17 protein-coding genes and 3 tRNA genes are annotated in these 16,999 nt (G+C 63.6%); 7 read left to right on the forward strand and 13 right to left on the reverse strand.

Annotated elements, in window-relative coordinates; all coding sequences use genetic code 11:
- Nucleotides 1-138 precede the first annotated feature (138 nt).
- Both otsA and otsB read right to left on the reverse strand, forming a co-directional pair.
- Nucleotides 139-1,599, reverse strand: coding sequence for an alpha,alpha-trehalose-phosphate synthase (UDP-forming) (otsA, locus tag FA94_RS04770; RefSeq protein ID WP_035547276.1), 1,461 nt, complete (start codon nt 1,597-1,599; stop codon nt 139-141).
- Between the two features lie 55 nt (nt 1,600-1,654).
- A complete protein-coding gene (gene otsB, locus FA94_RS04775) occupies nt 1,655-2,404 on the reverse strand; it encodes a trehalose-phosphatase (protein ID WP_035547280.1) in 750 nt (249 codons plus the stop codon).
- A gap of 410 nt (nt 2,405-2,814) precedes the next feature.
- Between otsB and FA94_RS04780 the strand changes: the two genes are divergently transcribed.
- From FA94_RS04780 to FA94_RS04790, 3 genes are read left to right on the forward strand one after another with little or no spacing between them, the layout of a single operon-like run.
- Nucleotides 2,815-3,516 carry an SCO family protein gene (locus tag FA94_RS04780; protein ID WP_081935684.1) on the forward strand — a complete coding sequence of 234 codons (702 nt, stop codon included), beginning with the start codon at nt 2,815-2,817 and terminating at the stop codon, nt 3,514-3,516.
- An 18-nt stretch (nt 3,517-3,534) separates the two neighbouring features.
- Nucleotides 3,535-4,008: a copper chaperone PCu(A)C gene (locus tag FA94_RS04785; RefSeq protein WP_035547283.1), complete on the forward strand. Its 474-nt coding sequence runs from the start codon at nt 3,535-3,537 to the stop codon at nt 4,006-4,008.
- Between the two features lie 9 nt (nt 4,009-4,017).
- Nucleotides 4,018-4,902, forward strand: coding sequence for a cytochrome c oxidase assembly protein (locus FA94_RS04790; protein WP_035547285.1), 885 nt, complete (start codon nt 4,018-4,020; stop codon nt 4,900-4,902).
- Between the two features lie 103 nt (nt 4,903-5,005).
- Here the strand turns inward: FA94_RS04790 and FA94_RS04795 are convergent, their stop codons facing one another.
- The 6 genes from FA94_RS04795 to FA94_RS04820 form a co-directional block, all read right to left on the reverse strand.
- Entirely contained in the window at nt 5,006-5,503 is a 498-nt protein-coding gene (locus FA94_RS04795) for a GNAT family N-acetyltransferase (RefSeq protein ID WP_035547289.1), read from the reverse strand.
- 86 nt (nt 5,504-5,589) lie between these two features.
- Nucleotides 5,590-6,573 (reverse strand): sensor domain-containing diguanylate cyclase, encoded by a 984-nt coding sequence (locus FA94_RS04800; protein ID WP_035547292.1) that lies wholly within the window; start codon nt 6,571-6,573, stop codon nt 5,590-5,592.
- A gap of 199 nt (nt 6,574-6,772) precedes the next feature.
- Entirely contained in the window at nt 6,773-7,531 is a 759-nt protein-coding gene (locus tag FA94_RS04805; protein WP_035547294.1) for a TraB/GumN family protein, read from the reverse strand.
- A gap of 47 nt (nt 7,532-7,578) precedes the next feature.
- Nucleotides 7,579-7,977, reverse strand: a complete 399-nt coding sequence (locus FA94_RS04810) for a hypothetical protein (RefSeq protein WP_035547297.1) — start codon at nt 7,975-7,977, stop codon at nt 7,579-7,581.
- A 121-nt stretch (nt 7,978-8,098) separates the two neighbouring features.
- A complete protein-coding gene (locus tag FA94_RS04815; protein WP_035547301.1) occupies nt 8,099-9,517 on the reverse strand; it encodes a dienelactone hydrolase family protein in 1,419 nt (472 codons plus the stop codon).
- Between the two features lie 262 nt (nt 9,518-9,779).
- Entirely contained in the window at nt 9,780-10,250 is a 471-nt protein-coding gene (locus tag FA94_RS04820) for a discoidin domain-containing protein (RefSeq protein ID WP_231584849.1), read from the reverse strand.
- Between the two features lie 98 nt (nt 10,251-10,348).
- Between FA94_RS04820 and FA94_RS38510 the strand changes: the two genes are divergently transcribed.
- The gene (locus FA94_RS38510; RefSeq protein WP_156126525.1) at nt 10,349-10,486 is read left to right on the forward strand and encodes a hypothetical protein; all 138 of its coding nucleotides are present in this window, start codon (nt 10,349-10,351) and stop codon (nt 10,484-10,486) included.
- Nucleotides 10,487-10,569: 83 nt separating this feature from the next.
- Nucleotides 10,570-10,746, forward strand: a complete 177-nt coding sequence (locus FA94_RS38515; RefSeq protein ID WP_156126527.1) for a hypothetical protein — start codon at nt 10,570-10,572, stop codon at nt 10,744-10,746.
- Between the two features lie 157 nt (nt 10,747-10,903).
- On the opposite strand, the gene FA94_RS04830 is transcribed toward FA94_RS38515, so the two are convergent.
- The 5 genes from FA94_RS04830 to uvrC form a co-directional block, all read right to left on the reverse strand.
- Nucleotides 10,904-10,977 (reverse strand) — tRNA-Cys (locus FA94_RS04830).
- Nucleotides 10,978-11,098: 121 nt separating this feature from the next.
- Nucleotides 11,099-11,174, reverse strand: a tRNA-Gly gene (locus FA94_RS04835).
- Nucleotides 11,175-11,238: 64 nt separating this feature from the next.
- A tRNA-Gly gene (locus FA94_RS04840) sits at nt 11,239-11,314 on the reverse strand.
- Nucleotides 11,315-11,476: 162 nt separating this feature from the next.
- Nucleotides 11,477-12,070, reverse strand: coding sequence for a CDP-diacylglycerol--glycerol-3-phosphate 3-phosphatidyltransferase (gene pgsA, locus FA94_RS04845; RefSeq protein WP_035547309.1), 594 nt, complete (start codon nt 12,068-12,070; stop codon nt 11,477-11,479).
- Nucleotides 12,071-12,223: 153 nt separating this feature from the next.
- On the reverse strand, nt 12,224-14,548 hold the full coding sequence (gene uvrC / locus FA94_RS04850; protein ID WP_035547312.1) for an excinuclease ABC subunit UvrC: 2,325 nt from the start codon (nt 14,546-14,548) through the stop codon (nt 12,224-12,226).
- Nucleotides 14,549-14,870: 322 nt separating this feature from the next.
- On the opposite strand from uvrC, the gene earP reads away from it, so the two are divergent.
- The gene (gene earP / locus FA94_RS04855; RefSeq protein WP_035547314.1) at nt 14,871-16,064 is read left to right on the forward strand and encodes an elongation factor P maturation arginine rhamnosyltransferase EarP; all 1,194 of its coding nucleotides are present in this window, start codon (nt 14,871-14,873) and stop codon (nt 16,062-16,064) included.
- A gap of 316 nt (nt 16,065-16,380) precedes the next feature.
- The gene (efp, locus tag FA94_RS04860; RefSeq protein ID WP_035547317.1) at nt 16,381-16,938 is read left to right on the forward strand and encodes an elongation factor P; all 558 of its coding nucleotides are present in this window, start codon (nt 16,381-16,383) and stop codon (nt 16,936-16,938) included.
- Nucleotides 16,939-16,999 lie beyond the last annotated feature (61 nt).

Raw genomic sequence — 16,999 nt, forward strand, 5'->3', positions numbered from 1 at the left:
GCTGAAGCTGCCAGGCGGCAAACCTGGCGGCAGCCGTCGCCCTCATCGTCACGGCAGCCAGCCGACAAAAAAGCCGCTCATCCGAGCGGCTTTTTTTACAACTCGCGCCTCAATCAAACCAGGCGCCCGAGAAACAGACTAGCCAACCAGACTCGCACTCGCCGCCTTCTTGCCCGGCGCCGTACGCTTCTTCCCGTTTCCGGTGCGCTTCGCACCATCCGCGCCCTGCAGATCGCGCATGAAGTTATCGCGCCACACCGACACATTGTTCTCGCGCAACTGCACCATCATGTCGCGATGACGCGCCTGACGCTCGGCGAGCGGCATCTCGAGCGCTCTCGCCAGCGCCTCGGCCATGCCGTCGATATCGACCGGATTGACGATCAGCGCACCGTCCAGCTCCTGCGCGGCGCCCGCAAAACGCGACAGCACCAGCACGCCCGGATTCTCCGGATCCTGCGCCGACACATATTCCTTGGCGACGAGGTTCATGCCGTCGCGCAGCGGCGTCACATAGCCGACGTGCGCGGTACGGAACAGCGCGGCCAGCACCGAGCGCTCGTACTGTTTGTGGATGTACAGGATCGGCGTCCAGTCGAGTTCGGCAAAACGTCCGTTGATCCGCCCCGACTCGCCTTCCAGTTGCAGGCGAATGTCCTGATACGCGTGCAGGTCGGCGCGCGTCGGCGGCGCGATCTGCAGGAACGACACCTTGTTGCGTTGCCCGGTGTGGTGTTCGAGCAGCCGCTCGAACGCGCGAAACCGCTCGACCAGCCCCTTCGAATAATCGAGCCGGTCCACGCTCATGATCAGCTTGCGCGAATGCAGCGTCGCTTTCATCGTGCGTACCGGTTTGCCGCGCTCGCCCGCTTTCGCGAGTTCGGCGATCTCGTCCGGATAGACGCCGATCGGATAAGCGGCCGCGCGCAGTGTGCGGCCGAATGCATGAATCGTCGACGGACCGCTTACCGCCAGATCGACCGAACCGTTCGCCTCGTTGACGATGTAATCGCAGAACGCGCGCAGATCGGGCGCCGTCTGGAAGCCGAGCAGGTCGAACGAACAGAGCGCTTCGACCAGTTCGCGATGCGGCGGCACCGCCAGCAACACCTGCGAAGCCGGAAACGGAATATGTAGAAAGAAGCCGATGCGATTCTTCACGCCGGCCGCACGCAGCGCCTGCGCGAACGGGATCAGGTGATAGTCGTGTACCCAGATAACGTCGTCGTCGCGCAGCAGCGGCACGAGTTGCTGCGCGAGCCACGCGTTGACGCGCCAGTAGCCTTCGAAATCGTGCCGGTCGTACTGCACCAGGTCCGCGCGATAGTGGAACGCCGGCCACAGCGTCGCGTTCGAGAACCCGCGATAGTACTGATCGTAGTCGCGCCGCATCAGCGCAATAGTCGCGAAGGTCACCGGCCCGCGCTCTTCGACCTTGATCTGCGGCTGACCCGAGCTGAGCACGTCGCCGCTCCAGCCGAACCACATGCCGCCGGTTTCCTTCAGCGCGTCGTACACGCCGACCGCCAGACCGCCCGCCGCCGGACCGCCCTCCGAGATCGGCGCAACCCGGTTCGATACGATGATCAGTCGACTCATGAAGCGCGATTCCCGAAGCAATACGTTGAGTTTTTCAAACGATGCGGCGCGGCTCTCATGCTGCGCGCGCCGCCGTGACGATCGCGCCGAGCCAGTCGAGCAGCGCCGGCACCGAGTCGATGCGCGTGTGCGCCAGCGTCTCGCCCGCGCCGACCTTGATCGACAGTCCGGCGCGCTCGTTGACGACCGCGAAGCCTTTTTCGTCGGTCAGGTCGTCGCCGGCGAATACCGGACGGCGGCCGACGAACGGCGGCTCCTCGAGGAACGCGCGCATCGCGCGGCCCTTGTCGACGTCTTTCGGTTTGATTTCGTAGACCATCTTGCCCGGCTGCAGCACGTAGGCGCCGGGATAATCGGCCACCAGCCGCTCGGTCGCCTCGCGCGCGAGCGGCTCGCGGTCCGGCGCATTGCGGTAGTGCAACGCGAGCGCTGCGCCCTTGATCTCCAGCAGCATGCCGGGATGCTCGTTGACGACCTGCGCGAGCACCTGCTCCATGCGCAGCAGCCGCTCGTCGTGAAAGCCGATCCGCTGCGTGTCGCCGTTCGCGTCGCGCCGTTCGGCGCCGTGCAAACCGGCAATCGGCAGATCGGGCATACCGAGAAAACCGTCGATACTGTCGATACCCCGCCCCGACACGATCGCGACCGCGCCGTTCGTCAGACTGCGCAGCTCGGCGAGCAGCGTGATCACGCGGGGTTCCACCAGCACGCCGTCCGGCGTGGGCGCGAGTTCGACCAGCGTGCCGTCGAAATCGAAGAAAAATGCCGTCTCGCTCGGAGACAGAACAACCGGAAGTGCTTGCATCGGAGTGTTTTGCCTTTCAGCCTTCTGCGGCCGGAAAAGTGTGCGCATCTTACCGCGCATCGGTCAATTTTTCGAGAAAGTAAGCCAGGACACAAGCCCAGCCGGGCGGCGCGTCCTTTAGCGTCAGCCAATCGCGTTCAAAAGCCGAACATTCCGGCTTCAGCGAGCTTTCAGCGGGCTGCGTCAAATTGCCTCGCAAACGGCGCGCCCGCAGGCGCTGCGCGGCGTCGACGGTGATTTTGCGATACAGTCGCTGCCACGCGGATCATGGCCGCCACCACGCTGTTGTGCGTGCCATGACGGGCCACGCGCACTGTGTGTGGATCGAGCGGCGCCGTTCGGAGGCAGCCCCGGGACAACCGGCCAGGCCCTCTCACAGACGACGCTGCGCGCCGCGCCACAGGCACATCATGCGCCGCTCTTCAATCGAGTCATTGAACCCTGCTTTGTTCCCGATCCTCTCCTCCCGACCGTCGCCACCGGCCCATGCGCCGCGCCGTCAGCCCTGGTTCGCGCGACGATTCGCGCTGAGCCTCGTGCTGGCCGCCGGCGCGCTCACGTCGCTGGCCGCTTGCACGCATCGCACCGAAACGTGGCAACTGACCGATGTGACCGGCCATCTGCCGGACCTCGACTTCAAGCTCACCGGCGACGACGGCCGTCCCGTGACCGGCGAGTCGTTCAAAGGCCGTATCTCGCTCGTCTACTTCGGCTACACGCATTGTCCGGACGTCTGCCCTGAAACGATGGGCCGCCTGATGCAGGTGCTCGCCAAACTCGGTCCCGACGCGCAGAAGGTGCGCATCCTGTTCATCACCGTCGATCCCGCGCGCGACACGCCGCAGGCCTTGCGCGACTACGTCGGCGCATTCGACGCGCAGCATGCCGAAGGGCTGACCGGCACCGACTGGCAGATCGAGTCGCTCGCCAAGCGCTACCGGGTCGCGTATCAGATGGAAAAACGCGATCCCAACGGCGGCTATGAAGTGACCCATAGTTCCGCCGTCTACGTGTTCGACCAGCAAGGCCACGCGCGCCTGCTCGCCACCGATCACGACACACCCGACGCGATCGCGCAGGACCTGCGCCGTATCGTCGACGACCGTTCCTGACTTTTCCCGAGATCATTCATGTCGCTCAAGCTCAAAACATCCGCCTCGTTAGCCGCCGCTTTCACGCTCACGCTCTCGCTCGGTTTCGCCTTCGCTCCCGCCGCGCAAGCCGCCGGTGCGAAAGCGATCAGCGTGCAGAACGCGTGGGTCCGCTGGTTGCCGAACAACCTGCCCGCCGCCGGCTACGCGACGCTGGTGAACGCGAGCGACAAACCGGTCGATCTCGTCGACATTTCGAGCGCCGATTACGGCGACGCGATGCTGCATCAGACCGTGTCGAACGGTTCGTCGCAGAAAATGGTGATGGTCGACAAACTGACGGTGCCAGCGCACGGCCAGGTCGCGATCTCGCCCGGCGGCTATCACGTGATGCTCGAAAATGCGAAGCACAAGGTCGCGCCCGGCGACACCGTGCATCTGACGCTGAAGTTCTCCGACGGCGAAACGCTCGACACGCCGTTCGCCGTCAAGTCGCCCGCCCAAACCAACTAACACGCTGTGATGAATCTGCTCTACTGGCTCGATCCGTGGGAGTTTTCGCCGACCGTCGTGATCGCGCTGCTGATTCCTGCGATCCTGTTCGTGCGCGGCGCGCACAAGGCGAAGGTGTCGATCCGCCGGCGTCTGTCGTTCTGGTTCGGGCTGGTCGCGTTGTACGTCGCGCTGCATACGCGGCTCGATTATTTCTTCGAGCATGAGTTCTTCATGCATCGCGCGCAGCATCTGGTGCTGCATCACCTCGGGCCGTTCTTTATCGCGCTGTCGTATCCGGGCGCCGCGTTGCGTGCGGGGATTCCGTTCCGCTGGCGGCAACGTTTCGTGCGGCCCGCGCTGGCGACACCCGTGGTGCGCCGGACGCTCGACGTCGTGATGCATCCGGTGGTCGCGGTCACGCTGTTCGTCGGGCTGATTTACTTCTGGCTGATGTCGCCGGTTCATTTCGTCGCGATGCTCGACTGGCGGCTTTATCGCGTGATGAACTGGAGCATGGTGATCGACGGCCTGCTGTTCTGGTGGCTCGTGCTCGATCCGCGTCCGGCGCCGCCGGCGCGGCTGTCGCCGGGTAAGCGCGTTCTCGTGGTGATCGCCGCGATTCCGCCGCAGATCATGCTCGGCGCGTTCATCTTCTTTACGCCGCGCGAGCTGTATCCGATCTATTCGATCTGCGGCCGCGCGTTCACCTGGCTGAGCCCGATGCGCGATCAGCAGATCGGCGGGCTGCTGCTGTGGATTCCGGGTTCGATGATGAGCGTGATCGGCGCGCTGATCGCGTTGCGTCACTGGATGCGGCTGTCGGCGCGTGGACGGTTGCGCAATGAACGTCGCGTGAAGGTGGCGCAAGGGTCGACGCCGGGCGCGTCGGCGTCGGCGAGCGGTAGTCAGTAGCAAGACTGGAAGAACTGCTGGGGTTTGACGGCTGCATGGCGCGAGCTAGCGAGTTAGCTAGCTAACCGGCAAGCTTAATGCGCCGAACGCGGCCGCCTTCGCTTCAGAGCGAACGCATCCACACGTGGGGAATGTCGTCTTCGTCGTGAATCTCCGACACCGGCGCAAAACCGAACGCGCCGTAGAAGCCTTGCAGATGCGCTTGCGCATGCAGGCGAATCGGCGTGCCGGGCCACTGCGCGCGGATGTGCCCGAGCGAGCGCTCGAGCATCGCATTGCCCAGACCGATACCGCGAAATGGCGCGGTGGTCAGCACGCGGCCGATACGGATATCGCTGTCTTCGGCATCGGGCAGCAGCACACGCAGATAACCCGCCAGCGGCGGATAACGCTCGTCGCCCGGACCGAACGCAAACAGGTGCCATGCGTCCAGATCGAGCCCGTCGATGTCGCCATAGACGCAATTCTGCTCGACGACGAACACCGCGCTACGCGCCGCCAGCATCGCATAGACTTCGGCGCTGCTGAGGTCGCTAAACGCTTTCCAGCGCCATTCGAGTTGTGCCCGCCGCGTGGCGGCGGTGTGTTGCGGTTCGGTCATGACAGCGCTTCGAAAAAGAGCCGGCGGCCAGGCGCCGCGGCGATCCAGGATTATGCCGCGCGCGACGACCCCACGCTATCGCGCGCTCAGAGGCGCTGCTGCGCGGGGCGGGCTTTCGACGCCTGTTTGTGGCTATACATCGCCGTATCCGCGGCCGCCAGCAATTCGGCAATCGACGTATGCCGCGCGGGCTCGTACTGAATCTGCCCGACGCTGAAACGGATCTGATAGCCGCGCTTCTCGTCGGCATTGCGCGCGTCCAGCAGATGCTGGAGACGCTGCGTGACTTCGTGCGTTTCGGCGCTGCTCGAATCGGTCAGCAATACGACGAATTCGTCGCCGCCCAACCGCCCGATCACGTCGCTCTCACGCAGCGCCGTGCGCAGCACGTCGGCGAACGTGGTCAGTGCGCGATCGCCCTCGGCGTGGCCGTGGGTGTCGTTGATCTGCTTGAAATCGTTCAGGTCGAAGAACAGCAGCGACGCTGGTTTCTCCAGCCGCTTGCAGACGTTCAGCGCATGTTGCGCGAGCGCTTCGAAGCCGCGCCGGTTGGACAGCAGCGTCAGGTCGTCGAGCGTGGCGAGCTGCACGGCGGCCAGTTCCTGCTCCGCCATGCGCGCCAGATCGCGCAGCAGTTCGCGCTCTTCTTCGTCGAGACCGCGCGGCTTGACGTCGATCAGACAGAGCGTGCCGAGCTTGCTGCCGTTGGGCACCGTCAGCGGACAGCCGGCATAGAAACGGATATTCGGGTTGTCGATGACTAGCGGGTTGTCGTGAAAACGCGCGTCGGCCAACGCATCGGGCACCAGCATGATTTCGTCGCCGAGAATCGCGTGACCGCAGAACGAAATGTCGCGCGATGTCTCGCTGGCCGTCAGGCCGACGCAGGATTTGAACCATTGGCGGTCGGCGTCGACGAGGCTCACGAGCGCGATCGGCACACCGAACAGCCGCTTGGCGAGCCGCGTCAGGCGGTCGAACCGCTCTTCAGGCGAAGTGTCGAGGATATGCAGCGCACGCAAGGTGTCGAGACGGGCGCTTTCATTGCTGGGCGTCGGTGGGACATGCATGTCGTGTTTCCTATGGCCGTTGGGTTGGCTACGGTTATTGGCACGTATGTACTGTATAGCGGCAAACTTGGAGGCAAACCTTTGCGGTCAGGTTTTCAGTGGGATTTAAACCCTGAGGCGGAGTTCCATCCCGTTAAACGCGTAGCCGGGGTTGCACGCGGCGTAAAGCCCGTCCTGGCATCGCCTGGCGCGGGTCTTATCAGGTTGCGTCCGGCACCGGATCGACAGGCCGCGCGAGACATTCGATCAGGTTGCCGGGGCCGCACAGATGCAGCGCGCCGACCACCACCAGGGTGCGCTCCGGTCGCTCGATCAGCGCCGTCAGATGCGCCGCCCACGCGCGATTGCGCGCGTCGAGGATCGCCTCGCGTATGCCAGGCAGATTGAACATCGGCGATTCGACGGCGATCTGTTGCACGGCCGGCAAATCGCCGTTGATCCACGCGGCATGCATCTTCTCGAGCGTACGCTGCGGTTCGGTGAGATCGGCCATCAGCAGATCGAGCGCCGCGGCGATCGCGTCGAGTGGAATCGAATCGAGCGACGCCGCCACCTCCTGCGAGGTTTCCAGGTAGCGATACGGTTTGCCTTGGGTCAGCGCCGAGCGCAACAGACGCGGCTCGACGCCTTCAACCACTTGCTGGAACAGCGTCGGCGCGACGATCATCGCGGCCCACGGACGTAGCTCGGCGAGCGGCGCGAGCGGGCCTTCGGTGGGCCAGACGGCGTTGAGCCGCTGCCATGTGTCGTCGGCTAGCAGCGGTCGCAGACGATCGGCGCCGGCTTGCGCGGCGGCCTTCAGGAACGGCAGGATGGTCGGCGCGTCGGACTCGAACACGAGCGTTTCGGCCCAGTCGTAGGCCTCGGCGATCCAGGGCGGGGTACGGCGGCTCGTCGCGGGAAAAAGATGCATCGAGCCGAGCAGACGCAACTGGGTGCCGGTGAGTTGTAGATACATGCAACCTCGGTATGGACGGTCGATAACGCCGCCGGCGAGTACGTCACTCAATCGGCGACGGACAGCACCGGACGCGCGCGGACGGCGCCGCGCCAGGCGATCCGGACGGTGGACAGGACGAACAGCAGAAAGACGATCTGCGACAGGTACAGATCGATCCGGATCGGATGATGCAGCGCGAACCACGAATTGTGCGCTACATCCGTCGCGATGACGGCGACGCAGAGTATGAGTCCGGCGACCGGCGCGACGAGCAGCAACAGCGCGGTCAACGGGTCGATGAACAGCAGCGAGGTCCAGTAGATACGCGTGAGCGGCGCGGCGCCGCCGTAGTCCCACCAGAGACCGTGAGTCAGCGCGACTTGCAGATGCGTCCAGGTGGCGCCGCACAGGCAGAGCGCGTAGATCACGCGCAGTTGGAGGGAGCGGCGTTGGGGGTCTTGCATGGACGCGCCTGGCAGGTTTCGAAGTAGCGAAGTATCCGCAAAAAAGCCCCGAATGTGAACGGGTTCGCCATCGGATATCGCCCCGCCGCACCGCCCCTCGGGCGGCGAACTCACTCTCCGTTCACGGATGGGCGCCAGCCCAGACGACATCGCCATCCACCGCGTAGAGCCGGCAATCGTGATGGAGCCTGTTGCACGCGTTCAGCGCATAGGCCAGCGGGTCGGCGCCGAGCGAGGCGGCGTCCCAGCCCCCGTCGGGCGAAACGGCAAAGGCACGCGGCCTGCGCATCGCAAGAAATTTTTCATACCCGGCGCGACCACCCTCGTTCACATAGGGCACCGCCTTTTCGTCCTCGAGGACGGCGAATTGCGTGGGCGGCGGCTCCTTCGTCGGCCGCACCCAAACGATCTCGTTGTCGACCGCGTAAAGCTGGCAATTCCGGCCGCGCTGCTGACAGGCCTTCAACGCCTGAGCTCGTGGATCGAAGCCGCCCGAGTACGACGACGCGGAGCCTTGCCCAATGGCGAACGCGCGCGGCAGCGGCTTGGCCAGGAAACTCCTGTAGTAGTCACTGCCCTGATCGCCGAGATACGGCAACGCCTTCACGTCGTCGAGACTTGCGTAATGACTCGGCGGAGGAAGCGGGCCAGGCATGTACTGCGGATAAATCGGGCTGTTCGGAAGACCGATGCTCGCAAGAAAAGCATCGACCTTCGGCACCCAGATCGACAGCGCCGCGCCGGAGCCCAGCATGTTGTGTGAGTCCGTCTCGAATGGACCGTAGGCGACCAGTTCGGCACGGCCGCCGGCGGCGGTGTATTGCTTGTACATGCCGCGCCAGGTGGCGACGGGAAAGATGCGATCGTTGTCACCAAAAAACCAGATGGAGGGGATGCGGGTCTGAGCGCCAAGCTGACCGGCGGCGTCGATCAGACTTGAATCCTGACTGTCGCAATCCGACTCTCTCATGCCGCCGGCGAAGCTGATCAAGCCTCGCACGTTGGGCACCTTGAGCGCGCCTAGCGCGAGCGTGTTCCATCCACCGAAGCTCTGCCCCGCTACCACGATGCGTGAACCGTCGATACCGGGCTGCTGCCTCATGTAGTCGATGACGGCGCGGATGTCTCGCGCTGCGTCGAGACCGGTCATGACCTCATCGCAGCCGTACTTGCTTAGTGTCCCGCGGGTACCGGCGTAGCCGCGCATCATCGGCATGACGACGGCGTAGCCGCGCGACAGAAAATAGTAAGCGGAGAACGAGATGTGATATCGCGGTTGCTGTGCGGGCGGTTCGCTCGACGTTGACCCGTGGTTCATCACCGCAAGCGGGAAAGGGCCAGGGCCGCTCGGCGTGAACACCGTCACCTGCAATGTGTCCGGCCGCTCGGGATCGCCCGGCACACTCAGCACGCGCTCGTTGAGCGGCGCTTCGGGTTCCCTCGACGCGTCGGCCGCGTCGTCGGCGAATGCAATGCGGGTCAGCGTCGAGAGCATCAGCGCCAGCATGAAGAACAGAATTCGCTGTGGTGTCCGTGTCATTTTCTTTCTATTTATGTTGAATAACGGAAATATATGCTTCCAATACCGAGGCAAAAAATTACCCGAAGCTTGCCCCACCTGCAATTCAATTCACCGAATTACTGGATTTACAACAAGTCGTAATGTTTCAAAATATTGTTGAAATAGGCGGGCGAGTTTTCGCGACCCGTCGTGGATTTGAGCTTCATTGTCGATTCATGGCCGCGGCGCTCTTATCCATCCGCGCCATGGCAATTTTTGCGTCTGCGCTACACGTCGTGTATCACCACGGCGAATTCGTATCCGACAAAAAGCTTCTGACGTAAACCTGAACGCAATCCAGATGAAAGTAGGTTTTTTCACGCAGATGAAGCTTCACGAATCGCTGCGGAGCGGTGGCGTCGATCTCAATGGTCAGTGCGTCTTGCCCGGCGCCGAACACCGGCCACGCCGCCTGGTCGGGAGCGAATACCGGCTGGTAGTCGACGCGATCGTTAGACAGCGATACCGCCAGCGAGCGCGCCCGGTCCGGCCCTGCGACCGAGTTGTGAACGACGATCCGTTCGATCCAATAGGCGCTTTGCAGGTCGAATTCGATGGCCGGCGCCTCGTCGTGGGCACTGGTGTGAAAACGTATGCTGCCGGAAGATTCGGCGAGGAACGGTTGAGGTTGAAATCCGTAGATACTGCTGACATAGTACGGCAGGCCTGTCGCGATATTGCGCAACCGGCATTCGGATCCGACCGTGACCACGCTAGTCAATGCCGTATCGGCCCCAGCGCCCGTCGTCCGAGCGTCGACAATGCCGCGCGCAGATTGTCGGCCGCGGTTGCGAGAAAAGAACCGGCGAGATGGATGCCGTCGTAAAAATGCTCGGCACGCGTTCTTCAAAAGAGATCGGTCAAGCCGCTGTACAGATCGACATGCGCATGTTCTGGCGCCCGGTCGCGAGGACACCAAGCGTTTCATTGAGAATCCGCGCGGCGTGATTCCGTTTCTCCACCGAGCCGACAGTTGGATGGCTTGCGATAAACAGCAGCTTTTCCGGCGGATTCGAAGGCACCGGCCCCAAGTGAAGCATATCGAGTCCCGCGAACATCTTGCTGCGGGAGATACCAACGCCCAACAACCGGTCTTCTTCATCCCACACACAGGTATGACTATCGCCGACTCCGAGGATGCGCAGCGTTTTCGCGGCGGAGGCAGCATTTCAGTGGCGCTGGCTGCCTCGGTCAAGCGCCCGGTCTGATCGAATTCGACTGCCGAACCCACGGATTTCCTGCGCACTTTCTGAGCGATCGAAGACGGCTTTGTACCACTTTCAACAATCCATTTCCATACGTGGAAAAAGACGCGCCAAAAAGAAAAGCCCCGACCTTGTCGGGGCTTTTCTTTACATCAACTTCTGGAGGCGCGAGCCGGAGTCGAACCGGCCTAAACGGCTTTGCAGGCCGCTGCATAACCGCTTTGCTATCGCGCCGCAAGCGGACTGGAATCTAGCTGCAGATTCGCAGGTTTGTCTGTGGGCCACCTCTACCACCGGTGAGGCTGAAACCTTCAGCCCATCAAACAAAAAGGGAAGCCTTGCTTCCCCTTATGTATGGAGCGGGAGACGAGGCTCGAACTCGCGACCTCAACCTTGGCAAGGTTGCGCTCTACCAACTGAGCTACTCCCGCATTGAACTGCTTCACAACGCGCTGCACTTCTTACTTCGCCAAACAACGCATTGCTTCAAAAATTTGGAGCGGGAGACGAGGCTCGAACTCGCGACCTCAACCTTGGCAAGGTTGCGCTCTACCAACTGAGCTACTCCCGCTTTGTGCTGCTATTGCCGTGCTTCTACTTGAATACTGCCTGCAACTACTGCGCTACTTCCGCTGCTGCTTCGAACTGCGTGCATCGGAGAAACGAGATTATGGAGAATCGACTGAAACGTGTCAACCCCTTTTGCGAATGTCTTTTACTGAACAGATTTCACTCATGCCGCCCCGCCGCGTTCGCGGATCTGAGGCCACGCGAGCTTCATGTAATAGAGCATCGACCAGATGGTCAGGAACGCGGCCAGATAGATCAGCCACAGGCCCCACACGCGCGTGTCGACCGCCACGCCACCGCCGAACGGCAAGGGGCCATAGAACAGCAGCATGGGAATCGCGACCATCTGACACACGGTCTTGAACTTGCCGAGCGAGTTCACCGCGACGCTCTTCGACGCGCCGATCTGCGCCATCCACTCGCGCAGCGCCGAGATCGCGATCTCGCGCCCGACGATCACCAGCGCGATCGCCGAATCGATCCGCGTGAGCTGCACCAGCACGAGCAGCGCCGCGGTCACCATCAGCTTGTCGGCGACCGGATCGAGAAACGCGCCGAACGCCGAGGTCTGATTCCACTTGCGCGCCAGGAAGCCATCGAACCAGTCGGTCAGCGCGGCCAGAATGAAGATTGTCGCGGCCGCCAGATTGCGGTGCGCGGGGCTCATCATCATGTCGGGCAAATAGAACACGCCGACGACGAGCGGAATCAGGACGATCCGCAGCCAGGTCAGGAAAATCGGGAAATTAAACGGCATGGGCAGGCGCAGCGTCTGGCAAGGGAGATGCAATTGTGCCGTGTCACAAGGCCTGCCACAAGCAAAGCGGCGCACGGGCCATGGCACGCGCGCCGCCTGGACGCTGGATCGCAGCCGATAAACGGGCCGCCCGCCCGACCGTGATCAATGCAATCAGTGCAATTGCCGATAGATCTGCTCGGCGAGCGCCTGCGAAATCCCTTCGACGCTCGCCAGATCCTCGACGCTCGCCGCGACCACGCCGCGCAGGCCGCCAAAGCGCGCGAGCAACCGCTGACGCCGCTTCGCGCCGACGCCTTCGAGTTCTTCGAGCCGCGAGGTCTGGCGCGTTTTGGCGCGCTTCGCGCGCATGCCGGTGATCGCGAAACGGTGCGCTTCGTCGCGAATCTGCGCGACCAGCATCAGCGCGGCGCTTTCCTTGCCGAGTTCGAGCGGCGCGCGGTCGTCAGCGAAAATCAGCGTTTCGAGGCCGACCTTACGTCCTTCGCCCTTCGCGACGCCGACCAGCATGCCGATGTCCAGTCCCAGTTCGGAGAACACCTGGCGCGCGATTTCAACCTGGCCCTTGCCGCCGTCGATCAGCACGATGGTCGGCAAAATGCCGCCGGTGGGGGCGGGCCCGGTGGTTTCGGGCGGGAGCGTGGGGTCGGTGAGCTCAGTGGGCTCAATGGCGACGCCGTTGTCCGCGTCAACTGACAAGGTGACGGCTTCGTCGGCGACATTCGCGGCGTCGCTCGCCGTGTCGCTCGCGACATCGCCCGCGGCATCGTTCTCGCCGGCATTCGCGGCAGCTTGCGCGACCATCTTCTCGTAGCGGCGCGTGAGCACCTGGCGCATGGCCGCGTAGTCGTCGCCGGGGGTGATGCCGGTGATGTTGTAGCGGCGGTATTCGGACGACTGCATCTTGTGATGGTGATACACCACGCACGACGCCTGCGTCGCCTCGCCCATCGTGTGGCTGATGTCGAAGCATTCGATCCGCAGATGCGCGAGGTCGTCGCACTCCATGCCGAGCGTATCGGTCAGCGCGCGTGTGCGAGCCTGCTGCGAGCCTTGTTCGGAGAGCAGGCGCGCCAGCGCGAGGCGCGCGTTCTGCTCGGCCATCGCGAGCCACGCACGTCGCTGGCCTTGAGGCTGACGCAGCACGGTGACCTTATGGCCGGCCTGCTCGATCAGCACGTCGACCAGTTCGCGGTTGGCCGGCGCGTGGCTGACCACCAGCACCGGCGGCACGCGGTTGCCGAGGTAATGCTGGGCAATGAACGCTTCGAGGACCTCGGCTTCGATCCCGCCGGACGCGCGACCTTTGCGCGGTTTCGCGGGTCGTGCGTCGGAGGCGGCGTCGGCGTCGGCGTTTTCTGCGTCGTTGTCTTGCCCGGCTTCGGCTTCGGCTTCGGCGTCTAACGCCGCTTCATCATCGTCTTCCGCCGACAGCGCTGCCGCAATCGCAAGCGCATCGTCGTCCACGCCGGACGCTTCCGTCCCGCCGTTCACGTTATCCGCTGCGTCCGCGACAGCGACGTCCATCGCCACGCGCGCCAGCATCGCATCGCCCTCAGCGCCTTCTTCGAGGCCGCCCTCGTCCGCCGTCAACGCGCTTTCCACATGCGCCGGGAAATACGCCTTGTCACCGAGATGCCGGCCGCCGCGCACCATCGCTAGATTCACGCAGACCCGGCCGCCCAGCGCGACCACCGCGAGAATGTCCACGTCGCTATCGCTGCCGACTTCGATCGCCTGCTGATGCAGCACCGTCGACAGCGAACTCATCTGGTTGCGCACCGCTGCGGCCTGCTCGAACTTCAGCTCGCTCGCGAACGCATGCATCTTGCCCTCGAGCTCCTTCATCACCTCGCCCTGACGGCCGAGCAGAAAGCGCGACGCGTTGGCGACGTCGTGCGCATAGTCTTCTTCGCTGATCGCCGCGACACACGGCGCCGTGCAACGGCCGATCTGATGCAGCAGGCAAGGCCGCGTGCGGTTGTTGAACACCGAGTCTTCGCAGGTGCGCAACTGAAACACGCGCTGCAGGATCTGGATGCTCTCGCGCACCGCCCAAGCACTCGGAAACGGCCCGAAGTACTGGTTCTTGCGGTCCACCGAGCCACGGTAATACGCCATGCGCGGGAACTTGTGACCGGTCAGCTTGAGGTACGGATACGACTTGTCGTCGCGAAACAGAATGTTGTAGCGCGGCGCGAGCGCCTTGATCAGGTTGTTCTCGAGCAGCAGCGCCTCGGCCTCGGAACGCGTGACGGTCGTTTCGATCCGTGCGATGCGCGTCACCATCATCGCGATGCGCGGCGACAGCAGCGTCTTCGTGAAGTAGCTCGACACGCGCTTCTTGAGATCGCGCGCCTTGCCCACGTAAAGCACCGCGCCGTGGGTATCGTAATAGCGATACACGCCGGGCAGATGCGGCAGTTGGGCGAGCACTTTTTTGGGCTCGAAGACGTCGGTTGCTTCGGGTTCGGTCATGCAGAATCGGTTGGGTGAGACTGTCTCGCGGGGCCTCGCCTCGCGCCGTGCGCCGGAGTGAAACCGGTGGACGCAGCCGTGGACGGGTGCTTTAGAATCGCCAGTTTAGAGCATTCCGCGCCCGTTCGAACCGGCTGCCGCGATCCGGCAGCGCGGCGGAAATGCGCCGGAGCGTTGTCTGGCGGCGCGTCGGCAACTCGCCGGTGCAATACCCGGCATAGCGCCGGGTAACGCGCCAAGGCAATTCACCGCAAGCCGCGTCTGCACGCGGCATGCGCCGCGACGTCACCCCACCCTTTTTGCATCCGCGACCCAGGCCACCATGTCCACCGCTGCGCCCTCTTCCGAACCCGTCGACGCCACGTCCACCGCGATCGCCTGCGACATCTTCTGCGCGGTCATCGACAATTTCGGCGACATCGGCGTGTGCTGGCGTCTTGCGCGTCAGCTCGCGAGCGAGCACGGCTGGCAGGTGCGCGTGTTCGTCGACGATCTGCATGCGTTCCAGAAGCTGTGCCCGTCGCTAGCGCTGGACCGTGCTCGCCAGACGGTCGGCGGCATCGTCGTCGAACACTGGCATCAGCCGGCGCATGCGGGCGATACGCTCGACGTCGCCGACGTCGTGATCGAAGCCTTCGCCTGTGAACTGCCGCCGGTCTACGTCGCCGCGATGGCGCGGCGCGAACGCGCGCCGGTATGGTTCAACCTCGACTATCTGAGCGCCGAAGACTGGGTCGCGGATTTTCATTTGCGGCCGTCGCCGCATCCGCGCTATTCGCTGACCAAGACGTTCTTCTTCCCCGGACTCGGACCCGGCACCGGCGGCGTGCTGAAAGAACGCCATCTCGACGCCGCACGCGCGGCCTTCGAAACCTCGCAGGCGGCACGCGCCGCATGGTGGCAGCAGACCGTCGGCCGCGCGCCGCCCCCCGCCGCGGCCACGGTCGTCTCGCTGTTCGCGTACGAAAACCCGGCCGTAAACGGCCTGCTCGAACAATGGCGCGACAGCGCCGAGCCGGTCGTGCTGCTGGTGCCGGAAGGCCGCATCTCGGGCGCGGTCGCGCGATTTTTCGGGCTGCCCGAATTCACCGCCGGCGCGCACGCCGAACGCGGCAACCTCAGCGCGCACGCGCTTGCATTCACCAGCCAGCCGGGCTACGACGCGCTGCTCTGGGCCAGCGACATCAATTTCGTGCGCGGCGAAGACTCGTTCGTGCGGGCCCAATGGGCGGCCAAACCGTTCGTCTGGCATATCTACCCGCAAGCCGACGACGCCCATTTGCCCAAGCTCGACGCCGCGCTCGCCCACTACGCCCGCACCCTGCCCGCCAACGCCCGCGACGCGTTGGCGCGCTTCTGGCACGCATGGAACGGCGCGGGCCAGCCGGACTGGGCGGCGTTCCGGCACCACCTTCCGGCACTGAGGCAGCGCGCAGCCGACTGGGCCGTCGAACTGGCTGAAGTGGGCGACCTCGCCGGAAATCTGGCCTTGTTCGCAAAAACTCAGTTAAAATAAGCGGTTATCCAACGGCCGACGACGCAAGCGCGGCCCGATCGCAGCAAAGCAGGTTGCAAGGCAGGTTGCGAATCGGCGCCACTCGTGTACACGCCCGCACAGGGTAAAAGCAAGGTAACGGACGCAAGCATATCGAGGCGGCAGATCATGCAGCCTCCCGCGAATCCTCGCGGCATACTGGCCACGCTTCATGCACTAGCTTCCCGCCGAACCGCTCCCCTGCGGCGCGGCACGCAGTGAGAGAAGCGCCGAAGCCGCTTGCGCCGTATGCCGTTGAGCACAAGTTGAAGCTACTCATTTCGTACAGGACAGTTTTATGAAGACCGCACAGGAACTCCGCACCGGCAACGTCGTGATGATCGGCGCAGACGCAATGGTTGTGCAGAAGGCCGAGTACAACAAATCGGGCCGCAACTCCGCCGTCGTCAAGATGAAGTTCAAGAACCTGCTGACCGGCGCAGGCATGGAAAGCGTGTACAAGGCCGACGACAAGTTCGACGTCGTCGTGCTGGAACGCAAGGAAGTCACCTACTCGTACTTCGCTGACCCGATGTACGTGTTCATGGACGCCGACTACAACCAGTTCGAAGTCGAAGGCGAAATGATGGGCGACGCCCTCCATTACCTCGAAGACGGCATGGCTTGCGAAGTCGTGTTCTACAACGAGAAGGCGATTTCGGTTGAACTGCCGACCACGCTGGTTCGCGAAATCATCTACACGGAACCGGCCGTCAAGGGCGACACGTCGTCGGGTAAGGTGTTGAAGAACGCCAAGCTGACCACGGGTTTCGAACTGCAAGTGCCGCTCTTCTGCAGCATCGGCGACAAGATCGAAATCGACACGCGTACGCACGAATACCGCAGCCGCGCGTAAGCGCCTGGCCGCCCGTTTGCACCCCGCGCCGGCAACTCGCCGGCGTCGTGGAGCAAATGGC

Origin of the sequence: Burkholderia sp. 9120 (assembly GCF_000745015.1) — a bacterium.
In the GTDB taxonomy this organism is placed as follows: Bacteria; Pseudomonadota; Gammaproteobacteria; order Burkholderiales; family Burkholderiaceae; genus Paraburkholderia.